This is a genomic window from Dellaglioa sp. CoH-55-MRSF-8 (assembly GCF_056782195.1).
In genome coordinates this window covers 197,689-223,039 of the sequence record NZ_JBXAYH010000002.1, presented here as the reverse complement: position 1 = coordinate 223,039, position 25,351 = coordinate 197,689, and the positions used below count along the sequence as shown (strand labels likewise).

The 25,351-nt window shown below is 33.8% G+C and carries 25 protein-coding genes; 23 read left to right on the top strand and 2 right to left on the bottom strand.

Features of this window, described 5'->3' with window-relative positions; genetic code table 11:
- Positions 1 to 12: 12 nt before the first annotated feature.
- The 7 genes from fmt (at position 13) to AC1RPW_RS02835 (ending at position 7,379) form a co-directional block, all read left to right on the top strand.
- A complete protein-coding gene (gene fmt / locus AC1RPW_RS02865; protein ID WP_481761256.1) occupies positions 13 to 960 on the top strand; it encodes a methionyl-tRNA formyltransferase in 948 nt (315 codons plus the stop codon).
- Positions 957 to 2,309, top strand: coding sequence for a 16S rRNA (cytosine(967)-C(5))-methyltransferase RsmB (gene rsmB / locus AC1RPW_RS02860; protein WP_481761257.1), 1,353 nt, complete (start codon positions 957 to 959; stop codon positions 2,307 to 2,309). Before fmt ends, rsmB begins: the two co-directional genes overlap by 4 nt.
- A 15-nt stretch (positions 2,310 to 2,324) precedes the next feature.
- On the top strand, positions 2,325 to 3,065 hold the full coding sequence (locus AC1RPW_RS02855) for a Stp1/IreP family PP2C-type Ser/Thr phosphatase (protein ID WP_481761258.1): 741 nt from the start codon (positions 2,325 to 2,327) through the stop codon (positions 3,063 to 3,065).
- A complete protein-coding gene (gene pknB / locus AC1RPW_RS02850; RefSeq protein ID WP_481761259.1) occupies positions 3,065 to 5,077 on the top strand; it encodes a Stk1 family PASTA domain-containing Ser/Thr kinase in 2,013 nt (670 codons plus the stop codon). Before AC1RPW_RS02855 ends, pknB begins: the two co-directional genes overlap by 1 nt.
- Positions 5,078 to 5,180: 103 nt before the next feature.
- Positions 5,181 to 6,068 carry a ribosome small subunit-dependent GTPase A gene (rsgA, locus tag AC1RPW_RS02845; protein ID WP_481761260.1) on the top strand — a complete coding sequence of 296 codons (888 nt, stop codon included), beginning with the start codon at positions 5,181 to 5,183 and terminating at the stop codon, positions 6,066 to 6,068.
- Between the two features lie 10 nt (positions 6,069 to 6,078).
- Positions 6,079 to 6,729, top strand: a complete 651-nt coding sequence (gene rpe / locus AC1RPW_RS02840; RefSeq protein WP_409022609.1) for a ribulose-phosphate 3-epimerase — start codon at positions 6,079 to 6,081, stop codon at positions 6,727 to 6,729.
- The gene (locus AC1RPW_RS02835; protein ID WP_481761261.1) at positions 6,726 to 7,379 is read left to right on the top strand and encodes a thiamine diphosphokinase; all 654 of its coding nucleotides are present in this window, start codon (positions 6,726 to 6,728) and stop codon (positions 7,377 to 7,379) included. Before rpe ends, AC1RPW_RS02835 begins: the two co-directional genes overlap by 4 nt.
- A 47-nt stretch (positions 7,380 to 7,426) precedes the next feature.
- Here the strand turns inward: AC1RPW_RS02835 and rpmB are convergent, their stop codons facing one another.
- Entirely contained in the window at positions 7,427 to 7,612 is a 186-nt protein-coding gene (gene rpmB / locus AC1RPW_RS02830) for a 50S ribosomal protein L28 (protein WP_057973454.1), read from the bottom strand.
- 239 nt (positions 7,613 to 7,851) lie between these two features.
- Between rpmB and AC1RPW_RS02825 the strand changes: the two genes are divergently transcribed.
- The 16 genes from AC1RPW_RS02825 (at position 7,852) to AC1RPW_RS02750 (ending at position 24,383) form a co-directional block, all read left to right on the top strand.
- Positions 7,852 to 8,214 (top strand): Asp23/Gls24 family envelope stress response protein, encoded by a 363-nt coding sequence (locus AC1RPW_RS02825; RefSeq protein WP_057973455.1) that lies wholly within the window; start codon positions 7,852 to 7,854, stop codon positions 8,212 to 8,214.
- A 39-nt stretch (positions 8,215 to 8,253) separates the two neighbouring features.
- Positions 8,254 to 9,936 (top strand): DAK2 domain-containing protein, encoded by a 1,683-nt coding sequence (locus AC1RPW_RS02820; protein ID WP_481761262.1) that lies wholly within the window; start codon positions 8,254 to 8,256, stop codon positions 9,934 to 9,936.
- A 72-nt stretch (positions 9,937 to 10,008) separates the two neighbouring features.
- Complete coding sequence (gene recG, locus AC1RPW_RS02815) at positions 10,009 to 12,045, top strand: ATP-dependent DNA helicase RecG (RefSeq protein WP_481761404.1); 2,037 nt, start codon at positions 10,009 to 10,011, stop codon at positions 12,043 to 12,045.
- Between the two features lie 21 nt (positions 12,046 to 12,066).
- On the top strand, positions 12,067 to 13,080 hold the full coding sequence (gene plsX, locus AC1RPW_RS02810) for a phosphate acyltransferase PlsX (RefSeq protein ID WP_481761263.1): 1,014 nt from the start codon (positions 12,067 to 12,069) through the stop codon (positions 13,078 to 13,080).
- A 56-nt stretch (positions 13,081 to 13,136) separates the two neighbouring features.
- A complete protein-coding gene (gene acpP, locus AC1RPW_RS02805) occupies positions 13,137 to 13,379 on the top strand; it encodes an acyl carrier protein (protein WP_409022605.1) in 243 nt (80 codons plus the stop codon).
- A 140-nt stretch (positions 13,380 to 13,519) separates the two neighbouring features.
- Positions 13,520 to 14,212: a ribonuclease III gene (gene rnc, locus AC1RPW_RS02800; RefSeq protein ID WP_481761264.1), complete on the top strand. Its 693-nt coding sequence runs from the start codon at positions 13,520 to 13,522 to the stop codon at positions 14,210 to 14,212.
- Positions 14,213 to 14,236: 24 nt separating this feature from the next.
- Positions 14,237 to 17,773: a chromosome segregation protein SMC gene (gene smc / locus AC1RPW_RS02795; protein WP_481761265.1), complete on the top strand. Its 3,537-nt coding sequence runs from the start codon at positions 14,237 to 14,239 to the stop codon at positions 17,771 to 17,773.
- A 31-nt stretch (positions 17,774 to 17,804) separates the two neighbouring features.
- Positions 17,805 to 18,815: a signal recognition particle-docking protein FtsY gene (gene ftsY, locus AC1RPW_RS02790; protein WP_481761266.1), complete on the top strand. Its 1,011-nt coding sequence runs from the start codon at positions 17,805 to 17,807 to the stop codon at positions 18,813 to 18,815.
- Positions 18,816 to 18,928: 113 nt separating this feature from the next.
- Entirely contained in the window at positions 18,929 to 19,270 is a 342-nt protein-coding gene (locus AC1RPW_RS02785; protein WP_409022601.1) for a putative DNA-binding protein, read from the top strand.
- Positions 19,271 to 19,286: 16 nt separating this feature from the next.
- On the top strand, positions 19,287 to 20,723 hold the full coding sequence (gene ffh / locus AC1RPW_RS02780; RefSeq protein WP_481761267.1) for a signal recognition particle protein: 1,437 nt from the start codon (positions 19,287 to 19,289) through the stop codon (positions 20,721 to 20,723).
- A 139-nt stretch (positions 20,724 to 20,862) separates the two neighbouring features.
- Entirely contained in the window at positions 20,863 to 21,138 is a 276-nt protein-coding gene (rpsP, locus tag AC1RPW_RS02775; protein ID WP_409022599.1) for a 30S ribosomal protein S16, read from the top strand.
- Between the two features lie 10 nt (positions 21,139 to 21,148).
- Positions 21,149 to 21,394, top strand: a complete 246-nt coding sequence (locus tag AC1RPW_RS02770) for a KH domain-containing protein (protein ID WP_409022598.1) — start codon at positions 21,149 to 21,151, stop codon at positions 21,392 to 21,394.
- A gap of 71 nt (positions 21,395 to 21,465) precedes the next feature.
- Positions 21,466 to 21,981, top strand: coding sequence for a ribosome maturation factor RimM (rimM, locus tag AC1RPW_RS02765; protein WP_481761268.1), 516 nt, complete (start codon positions 21,466 to 21,468; stop codon positions 21,979 to 21,981).
- 2 nt (positions 21,982 to 21,983) lie between these two features.
- Positions 21,984 to 22,715 carry a tRNA (guanosine(37)-N1)-methyltransferase TrmD gene (gene trmD / locus AC1RPW_RS02760; RefSeq protein WP_481761269.1) on the top strand — a complete coding sequence of 244 codons (732 nt, stop codon included), beginning with the start codon at positions 21,984 to 21,986 and terminating at the stop codon, positions 22,713 to 22,715.
- A gap of 130 nt (positions 22,716 to 22,845) precedes the next feature.
- Positions 22,846 to 23,193, top strand: a complete 348-nt coding sequence (rplS, locus tag AC1RPW_RS02755) for a 50S ribosomal protein L19 (RefSeq protein WP_057973468.1) — start codon at positions 22,846 to 22,848, stop codon at positions 23,191 to 23,193.
- A gap of 791 nt (positions 23,194 to 23,984) precedes the next feature.
- A complete protein-coding gene (locus AC1RPW_RS02750) occupies positions 23,985 to 24,383 on the top strand; it encodes a hypothetical protein (RefSeq protein ID WP_481761270.1) in 399 nt (132 codons plus the stop codon).
- Between the two features lie 420 nt (positions 24,384 to 24,803).
- Here AC1RPW_RS02750 and AC1RPW_RS02745 read toward each other — a convergent pair whose 3' ends face one another.
- Positions 24,804 to 25,274, bottom strand: coding sequence for a transposase (locus AC1RPW_RS02745; protein ID WP_481762175.1), 471 nt, complete (start codon positions 25,272 to 25,274; stop codon positions 24,804 to 24,806).
- Between the last annotated feature and the right edge of the window lie 77 nt (positions 25,275 to 25,351).

The window sequence follows — 25,351 nt, the reverse complement described above, 5'->3', positions numbered from 1 at the left end:
TAAGGAGATATTATGACGTCAATTGTATTTATGGGAACACCAGAATTTTCAGCTCCAATTTTAGAAAGTTTAATTGAAAACGGCTATGACGTGAAAGCTGTTATGACACAACCAGATCGAATGGTTGGGCGAAAACGTATTTTAACGCAATCACCAGTAAAACAAGTTGCAGTAAAACATGGTATTGAGGTATTACAACCAGAAAAATTAAGTGGCAGCGATGAAATGGCCAAAGTAATTGCAATGGCACCCGATTTTTTGGTAACTGCAGCATTTGGACAATTTTTACCAACAAAATTATTAGAATCTGCTAAAATTGGTGCAATAAACGTCCATGGTTCACTATTACCTAAATATCGTGGTGGCGCACCAATTCAATATGCTATTATGAATGGTGAACAAGAAACAGGTATTACCATTATTTATATGGTTAAAAAAATGGATGCTGGAAATATTATTAGCCGTCGTGCAATTAAAATTGAAAATAATGATGATACTGGTTCAATGTTTGAAAAATTAAGTTTATTAGGTAAGGAACTATTACTTGAAACATTACCAAAACTAATTGATGGTACAAGTGAATCAACACCACAAAATGAAGATAAAGTAACCTTTTCACCTACCATTAAACCAGAAGAAGAAGCCCTTGATTTTTCAAAAACGGCTAATGAAATAGACTGGAAAATTCGTAGCTTAAGACCGGTACCTGGTGCATATACGATTTTAAAGGGTAAGAGAACTAAAATATGGGATATAACTGTACTAGATAAAAAAACTATTTTATCTGCTGGAAAAGTAGTTGAAGTAGCTAAAAAATCACTTGAAATTGCTTGTGGTGATGGGACCGTATTAGCTATTAATTCGCTTCAACCAGATGGTAAATCAAAACAAACCATTGTCGACTACCTAAACGGTAGTGGGCAAGGAATAAAAGAAGGACAACAGGTGATTGATGTATGACAACTGATTTAAAAACGACACCCCGATTCTTAGCAGTTGATCTTTTAACAAGAGTTGCTAAACAAGGGACGTATTCAAATATTGCGTTGAACCAAGTGATTAAGAATAATCATATGGAAGTTCGGGATGCTCATTTATTAACACAACTAGTTTACGGTGTTATCCAAAGACGTCTCACTTTAGAATATTGGTTGGCACCATTTGTTAAAAATCCTAGCAAAATGGATAATTGGGTTCAAGAATTACTATTGAGTGCCATTTATCAGATGCATTATCTTGATAAAATTCCAACTCGCGCAATTTTTAATGAATCAATTGAAATTGCAAAACGAAAAGGCCATGCAGGTACGCGTAAATTTGTTACTGGTGTTTTACATGCAATTGAGCGTGAAGGTATCCGTCCTGTTTCTGAAATTAAAGATGATATTGAACGTTTGAGTATTGAAAGTAGTACACCAGTTTGGTTGGTAAACGAATTAATTAAACAAGTAGGCTTAGAAAAAGCGACACATTTGTTGGCTTCAATCAATGAAGCACCTGATCAATCTGTTAGAGTAAATACAGCTAAAGCAACTGTCGAAGAAGTCATTGAAAAAATGGAAAATGAAGGCTTTGAGGTGAAACGTAGTCAAGTTTCACCAGTTGGGTTATTAGTGACTAATGGATTTGCTCCTGATAGTGGCGTTTATCACGATGGGTTAATTACGATTCAAGATGAAAGTGCAATGTTAGTTGCTGACGCAATGAATATTCAACCAGGTGATAAAGTTTTAGATGCATGTGCCGCACCAGGTGGAAAAACAACCCATATTGCATCATTCCTAGATGAAACTTTATTTGGTGAAGTTGTAGGGTTAGATATTCATGCACACAAAGTTAAATTAATCGGTGATAATGCTAAACGTTTAGGTTTATCTAGTGTTGTTGAGGAGATGGTATTAGATGCACGTTTAATTTCAGAAGAATTTGATAATGAATATTTTGATTCAATTCTTGTTGATGCACCTTGTTCTGGAATTGGATTATTACGTCGTAAACCAGAAATTAAATATGAAAAAACATTAGCTGATTCAAATAATTTACAAAAAATTCAATTAGCTATTTTAGACAAAGTGGCACCAACTTTGAAAAAAGGTGGTCGCTTAACTTATAGTACATGTACTATTTTAGATATTGAAAATAAGGATGTTGTTAACCAGTTTGTTGAAACTCATCCTGAATTTAAAGTGATTGAAACGCCAACTGCTTTGGCATTAAAAGAAAATAGAGACGATAAAGAATTAACTATTTATCCGGATGATTATCATTCAGATGGATTTTTCATTACATGTTTAGAAAAACAACTTTAGACTCGAGGTGTAAGAATGAAAGTTGCCTATCAAACAGATGTAGGTAGTGTCAGAGAAAATAATGAAGATTACGTCGGTGTCTTTCACAATAAAAGTGGTATTTCTTTTGTGATGGTTGCAGATGGTATCGGTGGTCATTTGGGCGGAGATGTTGCTTCAGAAATGGCCGTTTCACACATGGGATTTCGATTTGAAGGAACTAATTTTAGCCAGCCCAGTGATGCAATTAAATGGATAACCAAAGAAGTAGAGATGGAAAATAAACAAATTATTGAAAAGTCTAATCAATATGAAGATCTTTCAGGTATGGGCACAACAATGGTATGTGCCATATTCTTTGAAGAAAAATATATTGTTGCCAATATTGGTGATAGCCGAGGATACTTATTACGTGACAAAGAACTTTATCAATTAACTGAAGATCATTCAGTAGTGAATGAATTAATTAAGCGTGGCGAACTAACCGTAGAAGATGCTAAAAATTATCCGCAAAAGAATATGATTACAAGAAGTTTAGGTATCTCGTCAGATGCTGATGCTGATATTGCGGTTAATGATTCTGAGTCGGGTGATTTATTATTATTATGCACAGATGGCTTAACTAATATGGTCTCTGATGATGAAATCAAGACGGTCTTAAAAAATACTACAACTGTTGAAGAAAAAGGCTCGGAATTAATTAGATTGGCCAATAAGGCAGGCGGATTAGATAACATTACCGCACTCCTGGTTAGCAATGATCGGGGGATAGTGTAATGAAACCTGATACAATTTTTAATGAACGTTATAAAATAATAAATTCATTAGGCGAAGGTGGCATGGCAAATGTCTATCTTGCGACTGATTTAATTTTGGATCGACCAGTAGCTGTTAAAGTATTGCGAGTCGATTTAAGGGATGATCAAGATACTGTTAGACGTTTTAAACGTGAGGCATTGGCAACAACTGAATTGGTTCATCCAAATATTGTGAATGTTTATGATGTCGGTGAAGTAGACGGACTGCAATTTATGGTCATGGAATATGTGCCGGGACATGATTTAAAAACATATATAGCAAAAAGGTTCCCAATTCCATATCAAGTTGTGATTGATATTATGACTCAAATTTTATCAGCTGTAGAAGTAGCACATGATCACAGTATTATTCATCGTGATTTAAAACCACAAAATATTTTAATAGATGCAGATGGTAATGCTAAAATTACAGATTTTGGTATTGCTGTGGCATTGGCTGATCATTCGTTAACACAAACTAATACTTTATTGGGTTCTGTTCATTATCTTTCGCCAGAACAGGCTAGAGGTAGCATGGCAACAAAACAATCTGATATCTATTCGCTTGGTATTATTTTGTATGAAATGTTAACTGGGCGAGTTCCTTTTGAAGGTGAAACAGCTGTTTCAATTGCCCTAAAACATTTTCAAAGTGATGTGCCATCTGTTCGGGAATTTGATCCTAATATTCCGCAGTCTCTTGAAAATGTTGTTTTACAAGCAACAAGTAAAGTACCGCGAGATAGGTTCCAATCTGCTGGAGAAATGTCAATTGCTTTGCGAGAATCTTTGGCTAAAAAAAATGTGGCAAAGTGGCAGCCTGAAGAGGTTATCAGTGGTGAAACTAAAGTATTGCCGGTATTTGATAAGCAGACTGTAGAAACACTTAGTCCGAATCAGGAACCAGATGTAAAAAAAGATACGAAAAAGAAAATGAGTCGTCGTAAAAAATGGACTATCGGCGCAATCATTTTTGCTTTTGTCGCTCTTATTCTGGGTGGTGCGATTCTTGCAATGAGTTCACCAAAAGAAGTTAAGGTCCCTGATTTAAGCGGAATGACAGTTAGTGAAGCAAAATCAAATTTAGCAGACAAAAATTTGAAACTTGGTAAAATTACTCGAACAAATAGTGAAACCGTTGATAGTGGTAATATCATTAATTCAACACCTAAGAAGAATGAAATAATTCGAGAAAAAAATCAGGTTGATGTAATGGTATCAAAGGGAAAAGCTAAGATAACAATCGAGAATTACGTTGGTAGTAATTATGAGGATGTTAAAACAACGTTAGAAAATGATGGCTTTAAAGTTGAAAAAGAAACGGAAGAGTCAGAATCTGTGACTGAAAATGAAATTATGGCGCAAGATGTCACAGCGGGTGATAAGGTAGTTCCGAGTGATACAGTGATTACATTGACAGTTAGTTCAGGTCCTAAAGTGTATACACTTAGAGATTTAACAGGATATACAAGAAAAAGTGTTCAGGATTATACAAGCGAATTAGGTGGTAATCTGACAATTAGCGAGGCCTACTCAGATTCAGTTGACAAAGGTCAAGTTATTAAACAATCACCAGCAGAAGGAAGCTCTTTTTCTAAAGGTGATCGATTATCAGTTGTTATTTCTAAAGGAAAAAAAGTCACAACTGATGAATTTACCAGGACTATATCTGTTCCATTCAAATCAATTGTGTCAGAAAGTTCAAGTTCAGTTGATGAAGAAAAAGATACGGATGAGGACAAAGACTCGTCGTCAGATGATAGTTCCAGCTCTAGTTCAAGTTCTTCAGAATCAAAAGCAGATGAAAATGCTATTGAAATTTATATTGAAGACAAAACACATAACATTGATGATATTTATGAACGGAAAACAATTACAAAAGATACTGATTTTAAATTATCATTTGTTTTAGATTCTGGAAAAGCAGGAAAATATAAAATTTTGCGTGATGGTGAAGTAATTGCGGAAAATGATAATGTAACTAAAAATTAAATAAAAGATGTGGTAAAATTAGATTAGAGGGTAAACTTCTAATCTATTTTTTAATTAATCATATAAAACGGTTACATGAGTCCAGTTAAAGGAGGTTAATTTATTGGTAACAGGTCAGATTAGACAATCATTAAGTGGCTTTTACGACGTTGATGTCGAAGGCGAAACTTATCGAACAAGGGCTCGAGGTAATTTTAGAAATTCTAACCAGGCACCACTAGTTGGCGATTGGGTTGACTTCAAAGCTGAAAATAAAAAAGAAGGCTATATTCTTAATATTCATGATCGAGAAAACAGCTTAATTCGACCACCAGTAGCTAATATTGATGAAGCAATTGTTGTAACGTCATGTGTTGAACCAGCATTTTCAAGCAATCTATTAGATAGACAATTAATTATGCTAGAATCGCATCATGTTAAGCCAGTCTTATACTTTTCAAAGGGCGATTTAATTCCTGAAGAGAAAGTAGTTGAAATAAGCAGTATTATTGAAGCTTATAGTCAAATCTATCCAACATTTTTTCCATTTGGTAAAAATGAAGATGTTGTGGTTAAAGAATTACAAGATACCTTTCCGGGTAAAATTGCAGTCGTAATGGGTCAGACTGGTGCAGGAAAATCAACATTACTAAATAAAATTATGCCAGAGTTGGAGTTGCAGACGGCTGAGATATCAAAAGCCTTACATCGTGGTAAACATACTACTCGTAAGGTAACATTAATGCCTATTGCAGGTGGGCTAATTGCTGATACACCTGGATTTTCTTCTTTTGATTTATTTGATATGTCAAAAGAAGAGTTACCAAAGTTATTTCCAGAATTAAATGAACTATCTGTTGGCTGTAAATTTAGAGGTTGTTTGCATATTAAGGAGCCTAAATGTGCAGTTAAAGCAGCACTTGAACAAGGTAATTTATTACAGAGTCGGTACAAAAATTATTTACAATTTAATCAATTAATTGTTGATCAAAAACCAAACTATAAGAAATGAGATGACCAAAATGAAATTATCACCTTCTATTTTAAGCGCTAATTTTGCAAACTTGGAAAAGGATATTAAAGTTGTTGATCAAGCTGGTGCAGAATATTTACATATTGATATTATGGATGGCCATTTTGTGCCTAATTTAACTTTTGGTGCAAACGTCGTTGAAGCAATTAGACCATTAACAAAAATGGTTTTGGATTGTCATTTGATGGTAGAAAATCCAGAATCTTATATTGAAGAATTTGCTGCGGCAGGTGCTGATATTATTGGGGTTCATGTTGAATCAACTCCCCATATTTTTGGTGTTATTCAACATATTAAAAAATTAGGTGTGAAAGCTGAAGTGGTTATTAACCCAGGAACATCCCTAGAGACAATTAAACAAATTTTGCCACTTGTTGATCAAGTATTAGTGATGACTGTTAACCCTGGATTTGGGGGACAATCATTTATTCCAGAAATGAAACGTAAAATTGACCAATTAGACCGTATCAAACAAGTTCAAAATTATGATTTTGATATTGAAGTTGATGGTGGTGTTAATGATCAAACGATTAAGGAATGTCTTGATAGTGGTGCAACAGTCGCAGTAGCTGGTTCATACATCTACAATAGTGATAATCCAACTGAACAAATTAATAAGTTAAGAGAAGCAACCAAATGAAACTCAATATCTTAGTCGGTGGACCTAAGGAACAGTGGCCTAAGGAATTAGTGGATGGTAACGTTCGTGGACCGTGGATTGGTGTTGACAGAGGTGCATTGCGATTAATAAAACTAGGTATTACACCTGAGCTATCGATTGGTGATTTCGATTCAATGACTGAAAGTGAATTTAATTTAGTATCTAATCATAGTAAAAAAATTAAAATAGCTAATCCTGAAAAAGATGATACAGATACTGAATTTGCTTTGAGAGAAGCCATATCTGAATTTGAGTTTGATTCAGTGACGATTTATGGCGCTACAGGTGGTCGAATTGATCATTTATTGGCTAATTTGTTTTTTATTTTTAGAGAGCCATTTAATACAATGTTTGAAAAAATTTGTTTAGTTGATAAACAAAATTCAATTCGATTCTTTAAATCTGGTAAGTATCAGTTAATAAAAGAAGATGATAAAAAATATCTTGCATTTATTCCACTGTCACCAGTTAAAAAATTGAGTTTAATAGATGAGAAGTATACATTGAATCAAATTAATTTTGTGAACCCGATTTCATTAGCAAGTAATGAATTTATGGGGGATACAGGTGAGTTTAGTTTTGAATCTGGTATTATTATTGTGATTCAAAGTCGTGATGACGAAAAATAGAGCAAAAAAAAAGACTTAGCATAAATGCTGAGTCTTTTTAAATTGAATTAAACACGGGTAACTTTACCTGACTTTAAAGCGCGAGCAGATACATAAACTCTTTTAGGTTTACCATCAACTAAGATGCGAACTTTTTGTAAATTAGGTTTCCAGCTACGGTTTGTTTGGTTCAATGCATGAGAACGTTTCTTACCGAAAGTAGTCTTACGTCCTGTAATAAAATCTTTTGCCATATTCATATCCTCCTCTGCAATTCACTTAAAAAGCAAAGCTATGCTTACTTACCTAAACAAAAATATCATATTTAGCCATATAATGCAATACTTTTCTTTCAAGTAAATTTGCTTGACAGCTTGAAATTCCCGAAGGTAGGGGAATAGAATTTTCTTAGATGCTATTTTTCTTTTATTCTACCATATCCTATGATAAAATACTCTTATTGATTGTGTGAAAATATAAGGAGGCTATTCTTATGGCTGTTAAGATCAAAACGCAATTCGGTACGATTGATATTGATAATGAAGTTATTGCGACAGTTGTCGGCGGTGCCGCAACTGAAATTTTTGGGATTGTCGGAATGGCAAGTAAAAACCAAATTCGTGACAATGTGAATGAAATTTTAAGAAGAGATAATTATTCTAGAGGTGTTGTTGTTCGCCAGGAAGATAATGGTGTTGCTATTGATGTCTACATTATTGTTGGCTATGGCACAAAAATATCTGAAGTTTGTCGTAATGTTCAAGAAAAAGTGAAGTATAATTTAGAAACAATGCTAGGTGTATCTGCTAATTCAGTTAACGTGTTAGTACAAGGCGTTCGCGTACTAGGCGATTAGTAACTAGCTATTTTAGTAGTGACCAAGGAGGAAAAAGAAGTGACTGTTACGAAAATTACGGACCAAGAATTTAGAAAAATGGTCCAAATTAGCTCACAACGATTGGCTAAAAATGCCGAATTTATTAATTCATTGAATGTATTTCCAGTGCCAGATGGTGATACAGGTACAAATATGAACCTTTCGTTCGCAAGTGGGGCAAAGTATGTTCAAGATTCACCTTCTGAACATGTTGGTGAACTATCTTCGATTTTAGCTAAAGGTTTACTGATGGGTGCTCGAGGCAACTCAGGCGTTATTTTATCACAAATTTTTAGAGGCTTTTATAAACGGATCCAAGCTAAAGAGGTTTTAACTGCTACTGATTTGTCAGATGCTTTGACAGGTGGCGTAGAAGTCGCGTATAAAGCCGTTATGAAACCAACTGAAGGAACTATTTTAACAGTTGCAAGAGAAGCCGCTAAGGCTGCAAATAAAGCTGCCTCTGAGAGCGATGATGTTATCGTCGTTATGGAAGCAACTTATGTAGCTGCTAAAAAAGCATTAGCAACAACACCGGATTTATTACCTGTTTTAAAAGAGGTTGGTGTTGTTGATTCAGGTGGTCAAGGATTAACATTTGTTTATGAAGGTTTCTTTGATGCCTTAACTGGTAAGGAAACAATTAGTGAAGAATACAAACCAAATGAAAAAGAAATGGATGAAATGGTTAATGCCAGTCACCATCAGAGTGTTCAAAGTAAATTAAGTACTGAAGATATTAAATTTGGTTATTGTACAGAAATCATGCTTAAATTGGGTGCTGGTCGTTTAGTTGATCGTAAATTTGATTATGATGAATTTAGAAATCATTTAAGTGAAATTGGTGATTCTCTTCTTGTTGTGGCCGATGATGAAGTTGTTAAAGTTCACGTACATACAGAAAATCCTGGTGAAGTGATGACTTATGGTCAACATTATGGTTCATTAATCAAAGTTAAGGTTGATAATATGCGTCAACAACATGAGACAATTTTGGAAAATGATGAAGAAGAGACTGAAGAAACAAGTGAAACTGCAGTACCTAGCGAAATTGCAGTTATTTCAATTTCATCTGGTTCTGGTGTTGCGACACTTTTCAAAAGTTTAGGCGTTTCTTATATTTTAAGTGGTGGTCAAACAATGAATCCAAGTACGGAAGATATTGTTAAGGCAATTGAAGCAACTAAAGCTAAAAATGTGATTATTTTACCTAATAATAAAAATATTTTCTTAGCTGCTGAACAAGCTGTTGAAGTTTCAACAGTTCCAACAGTTGTTGTACCAAGTCGTACAATCGCTCAAGGAATGACAGCAATGCTTGGTTTTAATATTGATAGTACATTAGAAGAAAACAAAGATGCTATGATTGAAAACTTGGATACAGTAACTTCTGGTCAAGTAACAATTGCAGTTAGAGATACAACAATTGAAGGTATTGAGATTAAAAAAGATAATTATATGGGTATTATTGATGGTAGCATCAAAGTAACCGATAATGATCGTAAAAAAGTTGCAATTGAAATGACTAAAGAAATGTTGGATGAAGACAGCGAAATTATCACAATTATTGTGGGTGAAGACGGTTCTGAGGACGAAGCTAAAGAAATCGAAGAAGCCATTTATGAAATTGATGAAGATTTAGAAGTCGAAATTCACGAAGGAGACCAACCGGTCTATCCATACCTAATTTCAGTTGAATAAATAGTAAAAAGTAAAGGTGGGATGAGACTATGTTCTCTCCTGCTTTTTATATTCCGTAGAAAGTGAGGTATCATAATGTCATCATTGAATGATTCAGTTAGTGTTTTAACTGGTGTTGGGCCTAAAAAATTGACTGCACTTAATCAATTAGGAATTAATACAATCATAGATTTATTAACATTTTATCCGTATCGTTATGACGATTTAAAAGCAAAAAAATTATCTGAAATTACTGATCAAGAAAAAGTAACTCTAAAAGGAATTGTCTCTTCTGAACCAGTTTTAATTCGGTTTGGTCAGAAAAGAAATCTGTTAAACGTTAGATTACTAATTGATAGTGATAATATAACCGTTAGTTTTTTTAATCAGCCTTTTTTGCAAAAACAATTTGAGATTGGTAAAGAAGTAGCTGTGTATGGTAAATGGGATGATAAAAGAAAAAGTTTATCTGGGATGAAGTTATTGACGAAGCAAAATGATGATAGGTTATCAGCGATATATCGTTCTTCCAAAGATATTCATCAATCGGCAATTCGACAGTTAATTACACAAGCATTTGAGCAATATGCGAATCAAATTGATTCAATATTACCAAATGACCTGATTAAAAAGTATCGTTTAATTGATTGTAAGACGATGTTACATGATATTCACTTTCCACAGGATGAAAAAGATTTTCATGATGCCAAACGGACGGCTATTTTTGAAGAGTTCTTTTTATTTCAATTGAAATTACAGTATATTAAAAGAAATGATACTAAAAATGATGGTATTAAAATTAACTATCAAAATAATGAATTGAAAAAATTCATTCAGACGTTACCATTTGAATTAACGGCAGCTCAAAAAAGAGTCGTTAATGAAATTTGTTCAGACATGAAACAACCAATCCATATGAATCGATTACTTCAAGGTGATGTTGGATCAGGTAAAACAATTGTTGCAGCAATTGTGATGTACGCGGCTATTACGGCGGGCTATCAAGCCGTTTTAATGGCGCCAACAGAAATATTAGCTGAACAACATGCCAATAACATGGCTACCTTATTCGCAGATTTCCCAGTTAATGTTGCACTTTTAACTGGGTCAATGAAAGTTAAAGCTAGACGTGAACTATTAGCACATCTTGAATCAGGTGAGGTTAATTTAATTATTGGAACACATGCGATTATTCAACCTGATGTGTCATTCAGTCGCGTTGGATTAGTTATTACTGATGAGCAACACCGATTTGGTGTGAATCAACGTCGCATTTTAAGAGAGAAGGGGGCTGAACCGGACGTTTTAGCAATGACGGCCACGCCAATCCCTAGGACGCTAGCAATCACTGCTTATGGCGAAATGGATGTTTCTACGATTAATGAACTACCTGCAGGACGCCAACCTATTTCGACATCTTGGTTAAAGAGTTCTCAAGTAGGTAAAGGAATCGATCTCATTAAAGAACAGTTGATTCAAGGCTCACAAGCTTATATTATTACACCACTAATTGATGAATCTGAAACACTAGATTTAAAAAATGCATTAGCTTTATACGAAAATATGAAAGAAATATTTGAGCCAAAATATAAAGTTGGATTACTGCATGGCAAAATGAAGAATGATGAAAAGGATCAGATTATGGCCGATTTTAAGGCCAATAAATATCAAATATTGGTTTCAACAACGGTTATCGAAGTCGGCGTTGATGTACCTAATGCTACTGTGATGATGATTCATAATGCTGAACGGTTTGGGTTAGCGCAATTACATCAATTACGAGGTCGGGTTGGCCGTGGTAAGAAAGCATCTTATTGTATTTTAATTGCTGATCCTAAAAATGATTTTGGAAGACAGCGCATGCAAATTATGACAGAGACAACAGACGGTTTCGTCATTTCGCAAAAAGATTTAGAGTTGCGAGGTGCTGGCGATGTATTAGGCCGTAAGCAATCTGGAATACCTGATTTTAAAATCGGTGATCCCATAGGTGATATCAATGCATTACAAGTGGCCCAACAAGAAGCGCACGAAATAGTTTTTAGAGATGACTTTGAAAGTAATCCTGAATTTAAACCACTAAACGATTATTTAAAAAACCATCAAAATACAGATTTAAAATTCGATTAAATAAGTTAGGAGAATATAATTATGAAGTTAGCAGTTGATGCAATGGGCGGCGATTTTGCACCGCAATCAATCGTCGAGGGCGTTGAACGTGCTAGAGACGAAGATAGCACCATTCAATTTACGTTGTACGGAGATGAAAAAAGAATTCGTGAATTCTTAAAAGATGATAAAAATATCACAATTGTTCACACGGATGAGGAAATTGATGGGAATGATGAACCAGTTAAGGCAATTCGTTCAAAGAAAAAAGCATCAATGGTCTTAGCAGCTCAATCTGTTAAAGATGGTGAGAATGATGCCGTATTTTCATGCGGTAATACAGGGGCACTACTTGCTGCTGGTTTGTTTATAATTGGCCGTATTAAGGGTATTCCACGACCTGGTTTATTAGCAACATTGCCAGTTATTTCTAGTGATAATACTGTAAATTTATTAGATGCTGGAGCCAATGCGGATAGTAAACCTGAACACTTGCATCAATATGCTGTCTTAGGTAACTATTACGCTAAAAATGTTCGCCATATTAGTAATCCTAAAATTGGTTTATTAAATAATGGGACAGAACCACATAAAGGCAACAAAGTGACGCAAGAAGCGTACCAATTATTACAAAACGATACCGAATTAAATTTTGTGGGTAATATTGAATCTAATGATTTGCTTTCTGGTAAAGCTGATATTGTTGTTTCTGACGGATTTACAGGTAATGCTGTTTTAAAATCCGTTGAAGGGACAGCTTTAGGAATGTTTTCATTACTCAGAAGTGCCATTATGAGTGGTGGCTTGCGTGCTAAAATTGGTGCACTTTTACTGAAACCAAGTTTAAAACAATTGAAGAATAAAATGGATTCACCTAAGTATGGCGGTGCGGTTTTACTAGGTATTAAAGCACCAGTTGTAAAATCACATGGATCAAGTAAGGCTGAAGTTGTTTATTACACAATTAACCAAATCAATGATATGGTTAATACAGATGTAGTACCTAATATTGTTAACTATTTTGAAAAGGAAACTAGTGAAAATAAAATTAACTAGACATTTCTCTGAAAAATGGTTAAAATTACGTCATGATTCAAAAGGAGGCTATTGGAATGACAGAAGAAGAAATTTTTGGAAAAATTGTTAAAATTATAGACGAACATTTTGATTTGCCAGTAGAAAAAATTACGAATGACTTAGATTTTAAAAAGGATTTAGATGCAGATTCAATTGATGTTGTTGAGTTCGTTTTAGAACTTGAAGATACATTTGGTGCAGAAATTTCTGATGAAGATGCAGAAAGTTTAACAACTGTCGGAGACGTTGTCACTTTTATTAAAGCTAACCAAAAATAATAATTCAACACGTATATTAAATCGTTCATTAAAAGCGTTAGACAATGATATTTGTCAGCGCTTTTTTTGTATGGAGTACCTTTTAGTGATTAAAACAGGTATAATTGTAAGAGCAATAATGATAATAACGGAGGATAATAATGATTAAAGGTTTAAATGAAATGTTAGCAGAAGATTTTAATATTAAATTTGTGAATACGGATTTATTAGATGAAGCATTCACACAGGCATCATATGTAAATGAACATCCCAAAGAAAATTTAAAATTTTATGAACGAATTGAATTTTTAGGAGACGCTGTTTTACAATTAACAGTTTCAGAATATTTATATCAGCGGTATACAATGCTGCCACAAGGGAAATTAACGCGTCTAAGAGCTGCAATGGTATGTGAAGAGAGTTTCAGCGCATTTGCTAAAGAATGCCGATTTGATGAATTTATTCGTTTAGGTAAAGGTGAAGAAAAATCAAATGCACGTCAAAGACCTGCGTTATTATGTGATATTTTTGAATCTTTTGTAGGAGCGCTTTATCAAGATCAAGGTAAATTAGCTGTTGAAACATTTATCAGGAAAGTTATTTTTCCAAAATTAGACTTAGGCTGGTTTGACCATGTTATGGATTATAAAACGTCGCTACAAGAGTTTTTACAAAAAGATGGTGATGTTGTCATTACCTATGATGTTGTTGATGACCTTGGTCCAGAGCATGACAGACAATATGTTATGTCTGTCAGTGCTGATGGCAAAATCATTGGACAAGGGGCAGGACATTCTAAAAAAGTTGCAGAACAACAAGCAGCAAGTAATGCATTAGGATTACTCAGAAAGTAAAAATGTTCAGGGGGTTAGTGACGGATGAAATTAGAGTCTTTAGTCATTAATGGTTTTAAATCATTTGCAGACAAAACAACAATTGAATTTAAAGACGGGATGACTGGTATTGTCGGTCCTAACGGTAGCGGTAAAAGTAATATTATTGAAGCAATTCGCTGGGTACTTGGTGAACAATCAGCCAAAAATTTACGTGGAAATAAAATGCCTGACGTTATATTTGCTGGTTCAGGGAACAGATCAGCAGTTAATCGTGCTGAAGTTAGTATTATTTTTGATAATTCTGATTTTTATATTCAAGATAATCCTGAAAAAATAACCGTTACAAGACGATTATTTAGAGATGGTGTCAGCGAGTTTTTAATTAATCAAAAGCAGTGTCGTCTTAAAGATATAACCAATCTATTCATGGATACTGGTCTTGGAAAAGAGTCATTTTCAATCATTTCTCAGGGTAGAGTTGCTGAAATTTTTAATAGTAAGCCCGAAGACAGACGTTCGATTATTGAAGAAGTTGCTGGTGTTTTAAAATATAAACAAGAAAAAAATATTGCCACTCGCCAATTAGAAGAAACAAAAGGTCATCTTAACCGGGTTTCTGATATTATTTTTGAACTTAAAGGACAAGTTGAACCTTTACGTGAGCAAAGTAGTTTGGCAAAGGATTATTTATCTCAAAAAAAGCAATTTGATGAGTTAGAACTTAGTCGGTTGGTTAAAGAAATTAAAAGGCAATCGCAACTAAAAAGGGATGTCACACATTCGTTAGATAAGTTACTTGAAATGGATAGTGATTATAAGACTAAGGTCACTGTAAAAGAACATGAAATTGCAGGTTATCGCTCAGAACTAGAGAATATTGAAAAAATGATTGATCATACACAAAACAAACTATTAGATTTAACAATTAATAAAGAACGGTTGATGGGTCAAAGTAATATATCAACTCAAAAAAAAGATTTTGAAAAGCAAAAAATAACAGAATTAAAAAAAGAACAAGAATCGGTGAATGAACAAATTATTTTGAAACAAGAGTCATTAGCTAATTTAGATAAGCGGTCATTAGCTTTACAGAAAAATATTACTGATGAGAACATGTTTATTGAAGCGATTGATAAAACGTTAGAAACAGCGGATATTTCTGGACAAGATCGTTCAAAAGAATTAAGGCGCGTTGTTAATGATACTATTCAACAACGTACACGATTACAAAGTGAGAATGAGTTTTTACAAAAAACATTAAATTTTGATTCACAGGCTAAGGTTAATGATGACTTATTAGCTACTGAACAAGAGTATTTAACACAAGCAAAAAACGATTTTAAAACTAAAAAAACTGAATTTAATTTGATTGATAATAAATTAATTAATGAAGAAAAAGAATTAGCTAAATTAAAGATTGCCTTGAAAAAAAATAACGATTCTTACGAGGCACAGCAACGTAGATGGTTTGAAGCATCAAACGTTTTAGTACAGGCGAAAAATAAAAAGGATAATCTACTTTTGACGCAAAATAGTTATAACGGCTATTATCAAGGCGTTAAAGCAATTTTAAAAGAAAAAAATAAGTTTCCTGGTTTATATGGTTCAGTGGCAGAATTAATTACGGTCCCAAAGGAAATTAATCAAGCAATAGAGACAGCATTGGGTGCGCAATTACAACAGGTAGTTGTGCAAGAAGAGTCTGTTGCAAAGAATGCAATTAAATTTTTAACGGATAATAAATTTGGTCGGGCAACATTTTTGCCTATTTCAGCTATTAAGGGACGTTCTATCGGTGATGCACAACGTTTCGTCTTAAAGTATGAAGGAGTCATCGGTATTGCGTCAGAGTTAATTAAAGTTGAACCTCAATTTATTGAAATTAGTCAGTATTTGCTAGGGACAACAATTATCGTTGAAGATATGGATACGGCAATTAAAGTTAGTCGTGATTTGAATCATCGAGTTAAAGTTGTCACACGGACTGGAGAAGTAATAAATGCAGGTGGTGCAATAACTGGTGGTAAACAGCAACATACCAGTGGATTGTTAAATCAGAAGCAAACTATTCTACAATTAGATGAAAGTATCCAAAAAATGCAACAAGAATTAGAGGCTCGTGAAGTTCGTGGCAATGAAGCTAGAGTGACTGTTGAAAAGCAAAAAGAAATGATCGAGTCGCTTGAATTGATTGTTGTTGATTTAAAAAGTCAATATCAAACAACACAATCTAAATTAACAACTAGTCGGTTAATTTTAGAACAGCAAGAACTTAAAACGACTGAAAAATATGATGAATTTGAAAAAAATCAAACTGATAAAATTAATAACCAAATAAAATTTAAAGACAATGAACAAAAAATTATTGAATTAGCACGACAAATACAAGTAGCAAATAATGATATTTCTGATATTGACTTACAATTAAAAAATAGTAATCAATTTGAACAGCAGCAACAAGTTAAGAAACAAAACCATCGTGAAAGTTTATTAGTATTCCAAGAACAATTAAAACAGCAACACGCTAATGTTATGCTGCTGAATAACGATATTCAGGAATTAGTTGATAAAGCTACATTGATAAATCAACAACATCAAGACTTACTCAGAAATACCGAAAATAGTCAGGTGAAAGAAAAAGATATCCAAAAAGAATTACAAGAATTTCAAAGGCAAGCAGAAGAAGCCGATTTAAAGTTAGCTGATTTTAAAAAGAACAGAACTAATATTAATCAAACTTTAACTGAAGAAAATAGCCATTTATCTCGTTTATCTGAGTTGCAGAGAAATATTATTGCAGATAAAATCAAAGCTGAAAATCAACAACAACAACTTAATGAGTCGCTTGATGAGTTTCTAGCTAAGCTAGCTAGTGATTTTCAACAGACTTTTGAAGAGGCTGAAAAATTAGAAAGTCAGCAACCTCTTGAACAAATTTTGGCGCAACAAAAATTATTGAGAAAAGGGCTAAAAGAAATTGGTGAGGTTAATGTGGCCTCGATTGATGAATTTGAAAGAGTTAATGAACGTTACTCATTCTTATTAGACCAACAAAATGATTTATTAGAAGCCGATGAACAATTAAAGAAAACTATGATGGATATGGATACTGAAGTTGAAAAAAGATTTAAAGCTAGTTTTATTGATATCTCTAAGAAATTTGAGGAGATATTCCCTGTTATGTTTGGTGGTGGTAAAGCTAGATTAGAATTAACTGATCCAGAAAATCTTTTAACAACTGGAATTGATATTCTAGCGCAGCCGCCTGGTAAAAAAGTTCAAAGTTTGAGTTTACTTTCTGGCGGAGAACAAGCTTTGACCGCAATTACGCTACTATTTGCTATTTTAAGAGTAAAACCAGTTCCTTTTTGTATCTTGGATGAAGCAGAAGCTGCGCTTGACGATGCAAATGTAGCTCGATTTGCTAGTTATCTAAAATCATTTCATCAAGAAACGCAATTTATTGTGATAACGCATCGAAATGGAACAATGGTTGAAGCTAATATTTTGTATGGTGTTACAATGCAAGAGTCTGGTATCTCTAAAATGGTTTCGGTATCATTAGACAAAACGGTTTGATATACTAATAAAAGATTAGGAGGCGCTACAGATGGGAATATTTAGTAGAATTAAGCAAGCTTTTACAGGTGAAGAACCAGAATCATCTGAACAAGAAAAATATGATAAAGGCCTTGAAAAATCAAGAAAAACCTTTGGACAACGCTTAAACTCACTGTTTGCTAATTTTAGAACAGTCGATGAAGATTTTTTTGAAGAGTTAGAAGAAACTTTAATTGAAGCTGATGTTGGATTTGAAACGGCTATGAAAATTAGCCGTGAGTTACAAGAAGAAGTTAAATTAAGAAATGTAAGCAATCCAGATGCTGTTTCTGCAGCAATTATTGAAAAATTGGTAGATTTGTATGAATCAGAGGGTAAAGACGAAGATAATTCTATTGCGCAAGCTGAATCAGGTCCAACTGTTATTTTATTTGTTGGTGTTAATGGCGTTGGTAAAACAACAACTATTGGGAAACTAGCACACCGTTATCATGAAGAAGGCAAAAAAGTACTCTTAGCTGCTGGAGATACATTTAGAGCGGGTGCAATAGAACAACTTGCTGAATGGAGCCGTCGTGTTGATGTCGATATCGTTCGTGGACCAGAAAAAAGTGATCCAGCCTCTGTTATTTTTGACGCGGTAAAACGTGCCAAAGAAGAAGATTACGATATTTTACTAGTTGATACAGCTGGTCGTTTGCAGAATAAAGTTAACTTGATGAATGAATTAGATAAAATTAAACGAATCATTTCTCGAGAAATTCCAGATGCACCTCATGAAGTTTTACTTGTTTTGGATGCAACAATGGGTCAAAATGCTTTAATCCAAGCTAAACAATTTAAAGAAACAACTGATGTGAGTGGTATTGTATTAACTAAGCTAGATGGAACTGCTCGTGGTGGTATCGTGTTAGCCATTCGTAATGAAATGCATTTACCAGTAAAACTTGCTGGATTAGGTGAGCAAATGGATGACTTACGTGATTTTAATGCAGAAGATTTCATTTATGGTTTGTTTAAAGGACTTATTCAAGAACAACCTGAATCAACAGAAGAATAATCTTAGAAGTCAGATTAAACTAATCGGACTTCTTTTTGCTATTGACGTTTAGGGCTAAAATCGGTACCCTTCTAAGTAGGACTGAATGAAACAAAAACGAAGGAGTTTTTTTAGTGGCGATTGATAAAACAAATCGAGTAAATGCATTGTTTGAATTTTATGAGTCATTATTAACTAAAAAACAGGCTGAATATATGGCCATGTACTATGGTGATGATTTTTCACTTGGTGAGATTGCGGACAATTTTGATGTTAGTCGGCAAGCCGTTTATGATAATATCAAACGAACAGAAAAAATTTTAGAAGATTATGAAGATAAGTTGAATTTGTATCATAATTTTATTCAACGTAATGAAAAATTAGACCAAATTAAGCAATACACAGATAGTACTTATAAAGAGGATCAAAAATTAACCGATCTAATTAATCAATTAGAAGAATTAGACGAAGAGTAAGGGTAGGTAGTTAAAAATGGCATTTGAAGGATTAACAGAAAGATTACAAAATGCGATGACGAAACTCCGTCGCAAAGGTAAAATATCTGAAACTGATTTAAAAGAGGTTATGCGTGAAATTCGCTTAGCCTTACTTGAAGCCGATGTTAACTTTACAGTGGTTAAAGAGTTCGTTAAGGTTGTTCGTGAACGTGCAATTGGTGCGGAAGTACTTGAGAGTTTAACGTCATCACAACAAATCGTCAAAATTGTAAATGAAGAATTAACTAAAGTCATGGGTGAAACAGCTGTTCCATTGAACAAGTCATCTAAAATACCAACAATTATTATGATGGTTGGTTTACAAGGGGCTGGTAAAACAACCACAGCTGGTAAACTTGCTTTAACATTAAAAAAAGAAGAAAATGCGAGACCTTTAATGATAGCAGCCGATATTTATCGTCCAGCTGCTATCGACCAATTACAAGTTTTAGGTCGAGATTTGGAAATACCTGTTTTTGAATTGGGTACAAAAGTAAACCCTGTTGAAATTGTTCGACAAGGTTTAGCACAAGCTGCAGAAAATAAAAATGATTACATTATTATTGATACAGCTGGTCGTTTACAAATTGATGAAACGCTAATGGACGAATTAGCTCAAATTAAGGCCTTAGCGAACCCAAATGAAATTCTTTTGACTGTTGATTCAATGACTGGACAAAGTGCGGTAGATGTTGCTAAAGGCTTTAATGAACAATTAGATGTTACTGGTGTCGTCTTAACTAAATTAGATGGTGACACTCGTGGTGGTGCTGCGTTATCAATTCGTTCAGTGACGGGTAAACCAATTAAATTTATCGGACAAGGTGAAAAATTAACTGATTTGGACGTATTCTATCCAGATCGTATGGCATCAAGAATTTTAGGCATGGGTGATATGCTCACGCTGATTGAAAAAGCACAACAAGATTTTGATGAAAATGAATCAGCTAAAATGGCTGAAAAATTTCAAGAAAATACATTTGATTTTAATGATTTTTTAAGTCAAATGGATCAATTACAAAAAATGGGTCCTATGGAAGATATTATGAAGATGATTCCAGGGATGGCTAATAATCCAGCTATGAAGAATGTTAAAATGGATCCCAAGGATATTGACCATATGCGTGCGACAGTATACTCAATGACACCTAAAGAACGCGAAAATCCAGACATCTTGAACCCCAGTCGTCGACGACGTATTGCTGCTGGTGCAGGTCGTCCAATTGTTGAAGTTAACCGAATGATTAAGCAATTTGGCGAAATGAAGAAAATGATGAAGAAAATGAATAGCGGTAATTTTGAAGGTATGGAAGGGATGCTTGGCAAGGGCGTAACAGGTCGCTTAGCTAAGATGTCTATGAATTCTATGGTTCGTAAGAACAAGAAAAACAAGAAAAAACGTATGAAGAAAAATAAAAACTCTAGAAAATAATCATTAAATAACCAATACTGGTATGGCTTAAGGGACATTTTGATAATTTATTTTAACTGTCAAGAAAAAAACCTTTACAAGCTGATAAATAACTGGTATATTAATTATTGTTGAAGTAGATATCAGGAGGTGTATATTAATGTCAGTAAAAATTCGTTTAAAACGTATGGGTTCTAAAAAGAGACCGTTCTACCGTGTCGTTGTAGCTGATTCACGTTCACCACGTGATGGCCGTTTCATCGAAAACGTTGGTACTTACAACCCATTAACAGAACCACAAACAGTAACACTTGAAGAAGAAAGTATTTTAAACTGGTTGAACAATGGTGCACAACCATCAGATACTGTACGTAACATTCTTTCAAATGCAGGCATCATGAAGAAATTCCATGAAGCTAAATTCTCTAAAAAATAAGGACGATTAAATGACTGAAGCAGAAGTGACAAGTTTAATTTTAACAATTGTCAAACCGCTTGTTGAAAATCCTGATGATGTCCAAATAGGACAGAAACAAGATGATCATTATGTCTATTTTGAATTATCTGTGAATTCAGATGATATTGGCCGTATTATTGGGAAGCACGGACAAGTTGCGCAAGCTATTAGAACAATAATCTATGGTGTGCGTTTAACAAGTTCGAAACGAGTGCGTCTAAACATATTAGATTAAAATAGTAACTCTTGAATGAAGCAGCAATGTTTTGTTTGGGAGTTTTTATTTTACAATAAAAAGGAGTAAATATGGATTATTATCAAGTAGGAACAATCGTCAATACTCATGGAATCAAAGGAGAAGTTAGAGTTATGGCTACAACTGACTTCGTTTCTGAGCGTTTTAAAAAGGGAACCGTCTTGTATCTGTTTGATAAGAGCGGAAAACAAGTTATTTCGTTAACGGTTATGACCTATAGACATCATAAAAATTTTGAACTCGTGACGTTTGAAGGATTACAAGATATTAACCTGGTTGAGAAGTATAAAGGATTAGATCTTAAAGTCGCTGATAAAGGTCTTCGGGAATTAGAAGAAGGTAATTACTATTACCATCAAATTATCGGCTTAGATGTCCAAAATGAAAATGAAGAAAAAATTGGCTCTATTTATGAAATTTTAAGCCCAGGAGCTAATGACGTTTGGGTTGTTAAGCGTCAGGGACAGGGTGATTTATTGTTACCAGTTATTAAAGATGTTATAAAAACTGTCGATATTGATAACAATATTGTAACGGTTGAACTTTTAGAAGGATTGGACGACTAAATATGAAAATTGATGTTTTGAGTTTATTTCCAGAAATGTTTGATGGTCCCATGAAACAATCAATTGTTGGTAAGGCAATTGATAAGGACGTTCTTGATTTAAAAATTACTAATTTTAGAGATTTTACAACTGATAAACAAAATCATGTGGACGATTACCCATATGGTGGTGGTGCAGGTATGTTATTACAAGCACAGCCAGTTTTTGACACTTTAGAAGCTGTTCAAAAGGAATCTGACACAAAAGGTAAAGTTATCCTTTTAGATCCAGCAGGACGTAAATTTGACCAAAATGTGGCTGAAGAATTTGCGAAAGAAGAACATCTAACATTTATTTGTGGTCACTATGAAGGCTATGATGAACGTATCCGCGAACTTGTAACTGATGAGGTTTCACTTGGTGATTACATTTTAACGGGTGGGGAACTAGGAGCCATGGTCATGATTGATGCGACTGTTCGATTGTTACCTGAAGTTTTAGGCAATAAAGAATCTGCTCCCGGAGATTCATTTTCAAACGGCTTGTTAGAATATCCGCAATATACACGGCCAGCTGATTTTAGAGGGATGAAAGTTCCTGAAGTTCTAACAAATGGGAATCATAAATTAATCGATGAATGGCGTCAAAAAGAATCATTGAGACGAACATTTGAGAGAAGACCAGATTTGTTGAAAGATATTCAATTATCTAAACAACAAGTTGAATGGTTAGCTGACATAAAATCTGGAAAGTAAAGGAAATAACCTTTACGCCTATAAAGTAATATGATACAATTTTAAAAGTGGTTAAAAGCCACATAAAATTACGATATTCCGCTGGCATAGTGAATGTGAATGAATTTCTGTTGAAAAGGAGATCCAAATTATGAGTCCAATGATCGCAAAACTTACAGAAGCACAATTACGTACAGATATTCCTGAGTTCCGCCCAGGTGATACTGTTCGAGTTCACGCCCGTGTTGTTGAAGGCACACGTGAACGTATCCAACTTTTCGAAGGTGTCGTTTTAAAACGCCGTGGTAAAGGTATTAGTTCAAGTTACACTGTTCGTAAAATTAGTAACGGTGTCGGTGTTGAACGTACTTTCCCATTGCATTCACCTCGTGTTGCTAAAATTGAAGTTATCCGTCATGGTCGTGTTCGTCGTGCTAAATTGTACTACTTACGTGCCCTTAATGGTAAAGCTGCTCGTATTAAAGAAGCTCGCCGTTAGATTGACGTTGAAAAGCCTTGGTAATCAAGGCTTTTTTATTTGTCTAAAAATTTGGTAGACCTATATAATTGAACCTTGCTTCAAAAAGTCGCATTAAAGTCGCTAAAAGGGGCAGAAAAGGGGCAGAAATTATAAGTTTTCGATTTCTAATTAAAGTTTATAATTAATATTTTCAATAACATATAGATATATTTTTATCAATTTTTTAATTCTTTTTGTGCATTACGGAAAAAAGTATTAATTTAAGAGGCTGGCTTTTTTAAGTTTTTAAAGTATTAACTTAGATTAATATTATAGTTAAATTATTTGAAGTAACATTAAAATTATGATAGCGTTAGATTGTTGTTAATGAAAAAGTATTAAAGTAATAGCTATTTTAATGAAGTTTTGTTCAGTATTATTAGTACCTAATCATATTTATGCTCAGGATACATTTATGAGCCGTGATATAACTAAAGCATATAATATAGGAGTCAAAGAGGGTAAAATTAAGCAATAGGATATGAACTATCAAGAGTTTTATGATTTGTGTAGTTCATCTATTTGGCCTGTATATGAAAATCAAGTTAAGCCGGGTGCTAAAACTACTCTTACTGAAATGATTGCATAAGATGACAAAGCAAAGCATGCGAGCAAGAAAGATTTTTTTCAGCAATATACAAAAAGGGTGCTCATGTTGAGGCATATAGAAAAAAGAAACATTATGGATTGCTTGGCAATTTTAGTAGTCCGTTCAAGCCAAATGATATTCATAAAATAACATCATAATAATCTGAGAGAGGGGTTTTAAAATGAAAGTAATTAAAGAAGCAAGCGGATGGATACTTCGGGGACTACTTCTTTTTAGTGGATTATGTTATGGTGGTCTCATTTATCCAAGTATAGTAATACATGGAAAATTAGCGCCATTTTCATATTATTTTGGAGGCACATTATGGGACGATTTGGCAGTGGTCATGGGATTATTAACATTTTTATTGTTAATAATCCTAGCTATAATGCCTAATAGATATTTAAAACGTTTTTGGAAATATTTTTTTATTATTACAGTGAGTATATTAGTACTTTCACTCCCAGGTGGTGCATTTTTGTTATTAACTATAATTCCTTTGTGGGAACTGATTATTATATTGGTAATAGAATGGGGAATTACATTAGGGCTTTTGTTTATAATCAAAAGCGTAGATTAAATTGGGTCTGCGTCAAATAGTGATGGTGAGACAATAAACGTCTAATCTAATTAAGGGAAATCCAAAAGGATTTCCTTTTTTTAGTTATGAATTAATAAAATTCTTTCAAAAAGATGATGTCAGTTTCCGAAACCGTAACTGCTACGTTTAAGTGTTTTAATTTTTCGATTAAGTCCTTCTATAGGACCGTTTTAATAAGTTGAAGATAAAAATATTTTCAATATAATGTGGATTCTTTATGAAAGTGGTTATTACAGTATCCATTTCACTGTTATTTGGTTGATAGTTTTCTAATAACTGAGTTTTTAAAGATTTATATTCTCTATTTTTATGATCAATTATCTGATTTAAAGTATCTATACGAACACAATCTAAGGCTTTACCAGCCAGTTAAACTAAATGAAAACGATCAATAATTATTTAAGCATTTGGGAATAGTTGATGAATGATACTTTGATATTGAGCATTCAGGTCTACAACAACAGAGGTTACAAATTGTCTTTCTTTTAGAATATATGCATTAAAAAAATGTTCCTTAATAACACTGTTAAAACGATTAGGCAGTATCGCTACAAAATTATGTGTTTCAGCATCAATCGCACTTTGACATGAAGCCCAAATAAAGCGTTGGTTCCGTAATCGCAAATGAAATTCATAGCCATTTACGCTAGAAATTCTAGCATTAACTAAACGTGTTCCATTTTTGATCATAGTTAAATAGCCACAATCTGGGTCTCTTGGAGGTATGTATGTTAATGGTGCATCTATGATATTAACTTTTCTTTTACGTGATACTATTCTAACAAAATCATCGGAAACGTTAATTTTCTTAATATTTTCGTCTTCTGTTCCTAATAGTAATAGTGCGGAATTAATTGTGATCATCAGCATCCCTCGCTTTTGATTATGTTTTGCAACTTAATCATAGCAGGGGCCGGTGGCCTCTTTTTTTGTTTTCAGAATAAAAA

What these genes read in the sequence shown, in the direction of transcription:
- rimM (WP_481761268.1), top strand. Translation starts at nt 21,466, where the DNA reads ATGGATTATTATCAAGTAGGAACAATCGTCAATACTCATGGAATCAAA.
- AC1RPW_RS02770 (WP_409022598.1), top strand. Translation starts at nt 21,149, where the DNA reads ATGACTGAAGCAGAAGTGACAAGTTTAATTTTAACAATTGTCAAACCG.
- AC1RPW_RS02835 (WP_481761261.1), top strand. Translation starts at nt 6,726, where the DNA reads ATGAAACTCAATATCTTAGTCGGTGGACCTAAGGAACAGTGGCCTAAG.
- fmt (WP_481761256.1), top strand. Translation starts at nt 13, where the DNA reads ATGACGTCAATTGTATTTATGGGAACACCAGAATTTTCAGCTCCAATT.
- rnc (WP_481761264.1), top strand. Translation starts at nt 13,520, where the DNA reads ATGATTAAAGGTTTAAATGAAATGTTAGCAGAAGATTTTAATATTAAA.
- plsX (WP_481761263.1), top strand. Translation starts at nt 12,067, where the DNA reads ATGAAGTTAGCAGTTGATGCAATGGGCGGCGATTTTGCACCGCAATCA.
- AC1RPW_RS02745 (WP_481762175.1), bottom strand. Translation starts at nt 25,274, where the DNA reads ATGCTGATGATCACAATTAATTCCGCACTATTACTATTAGGAACAGAA.
- rpmB (WP_057973454.1), bottom strand. Translation starts at nt 7,612, where the DNA reads ATGGCAAAAGATTTTATTACAGGACGTAAGACTACTTTCGGTAAGAAA.
- AC1RPW_RS02825 (WP_057973455.1), top strand. Translation starts at nt 7,852, where the DNA reads ATGGCTGTTAAGATCAAAACGCAATTCGGTACGATTGATATTGATAAT.
- rpsP (WP_409022599.1), top strand. Translation starts at nt 20,863, where the DNA reads ATGTCAGTAAAAATTCGTTTAAAACGTATGGGTTCTAAAAAGAGACCG.
- AC1RPW_RS02750 (WP_481761270.1), top strand. Translation starts at nt 23,985, where the DNA reads ATGAAAGTAATTAAAGAAGCAAGCGGATGGATACTTCGGGGACTACTT.
- AC1RPW_RS02855 (WP_481761258.1), top strand. Translation starts at nt 2,325, where the DNA reads ATGAAAGTTGCCTATCAAACAGATGTAGGTAGTGTCAGAGAAAATAAT.
- pknB (WP_481761259.1), top strand. Translation starts at nt 3,065, where the DNA reads ATGAAACCTGATACAATTTTTAATGAACGTTATAAAATAATAAATTCA.
- ftsY (WP_481761266.1), top strand. Translation starts at nt 17,805, where the DNA reads ATGGGAATATTTAGTAGAATTAAGCAAGCTTTTACAGGTGAAGAACCA.
- acpP (WP_409022605.1), top strand. Translation starts at nt 13,137, where the DNA reads ATGACAGAAGAAGAAATTTTTGGAAAAATTGTTAAAATTATAGACGAA.
- smc (WP_481761265.1), top strand. Translation starts at nt 14,237, where the DNA reads ATGAAATTAGAGTCTTTAGTCATTAATGGTTTTAAATCATTTGCAGAC.
- rpe (WP_409022609.1), top strand. Translation starts at nt 6,079, where the DNA reads ATGAAATTATCACCTTCTATTTTAAGCGCTAATTTTGCAAACTTGGAA.
- rsmB (WP_481761257.1), top strand. Translation starts at nt 957, where the DNA reads ATGACAACTGATTTAAAAACGACACCCCGATTCTTAGCAGTTGATCTT.
- trmD (WP_481761269.1), top strand. Translation starts at nt 21,984, where the DNA reads ATGAAAATTGATGTTTTGAGTTTATTTCCAGAAATGTTTGATGGTCCC.
- ffh (WP_481761267.1), top strand. Translation starts at nt 19,287, where the DNA reads ATGGCATTTGAAGGATTAACAGAAAGATTACAAAATGCGATGACGAAA.
- rplS (WP_057973468.1), top strand. Translation starts at nt 22,846, where the DNA reads ATGAGTCCAATGATCGCAAAACTTACAGAAGCACAATTACGTACAGAT.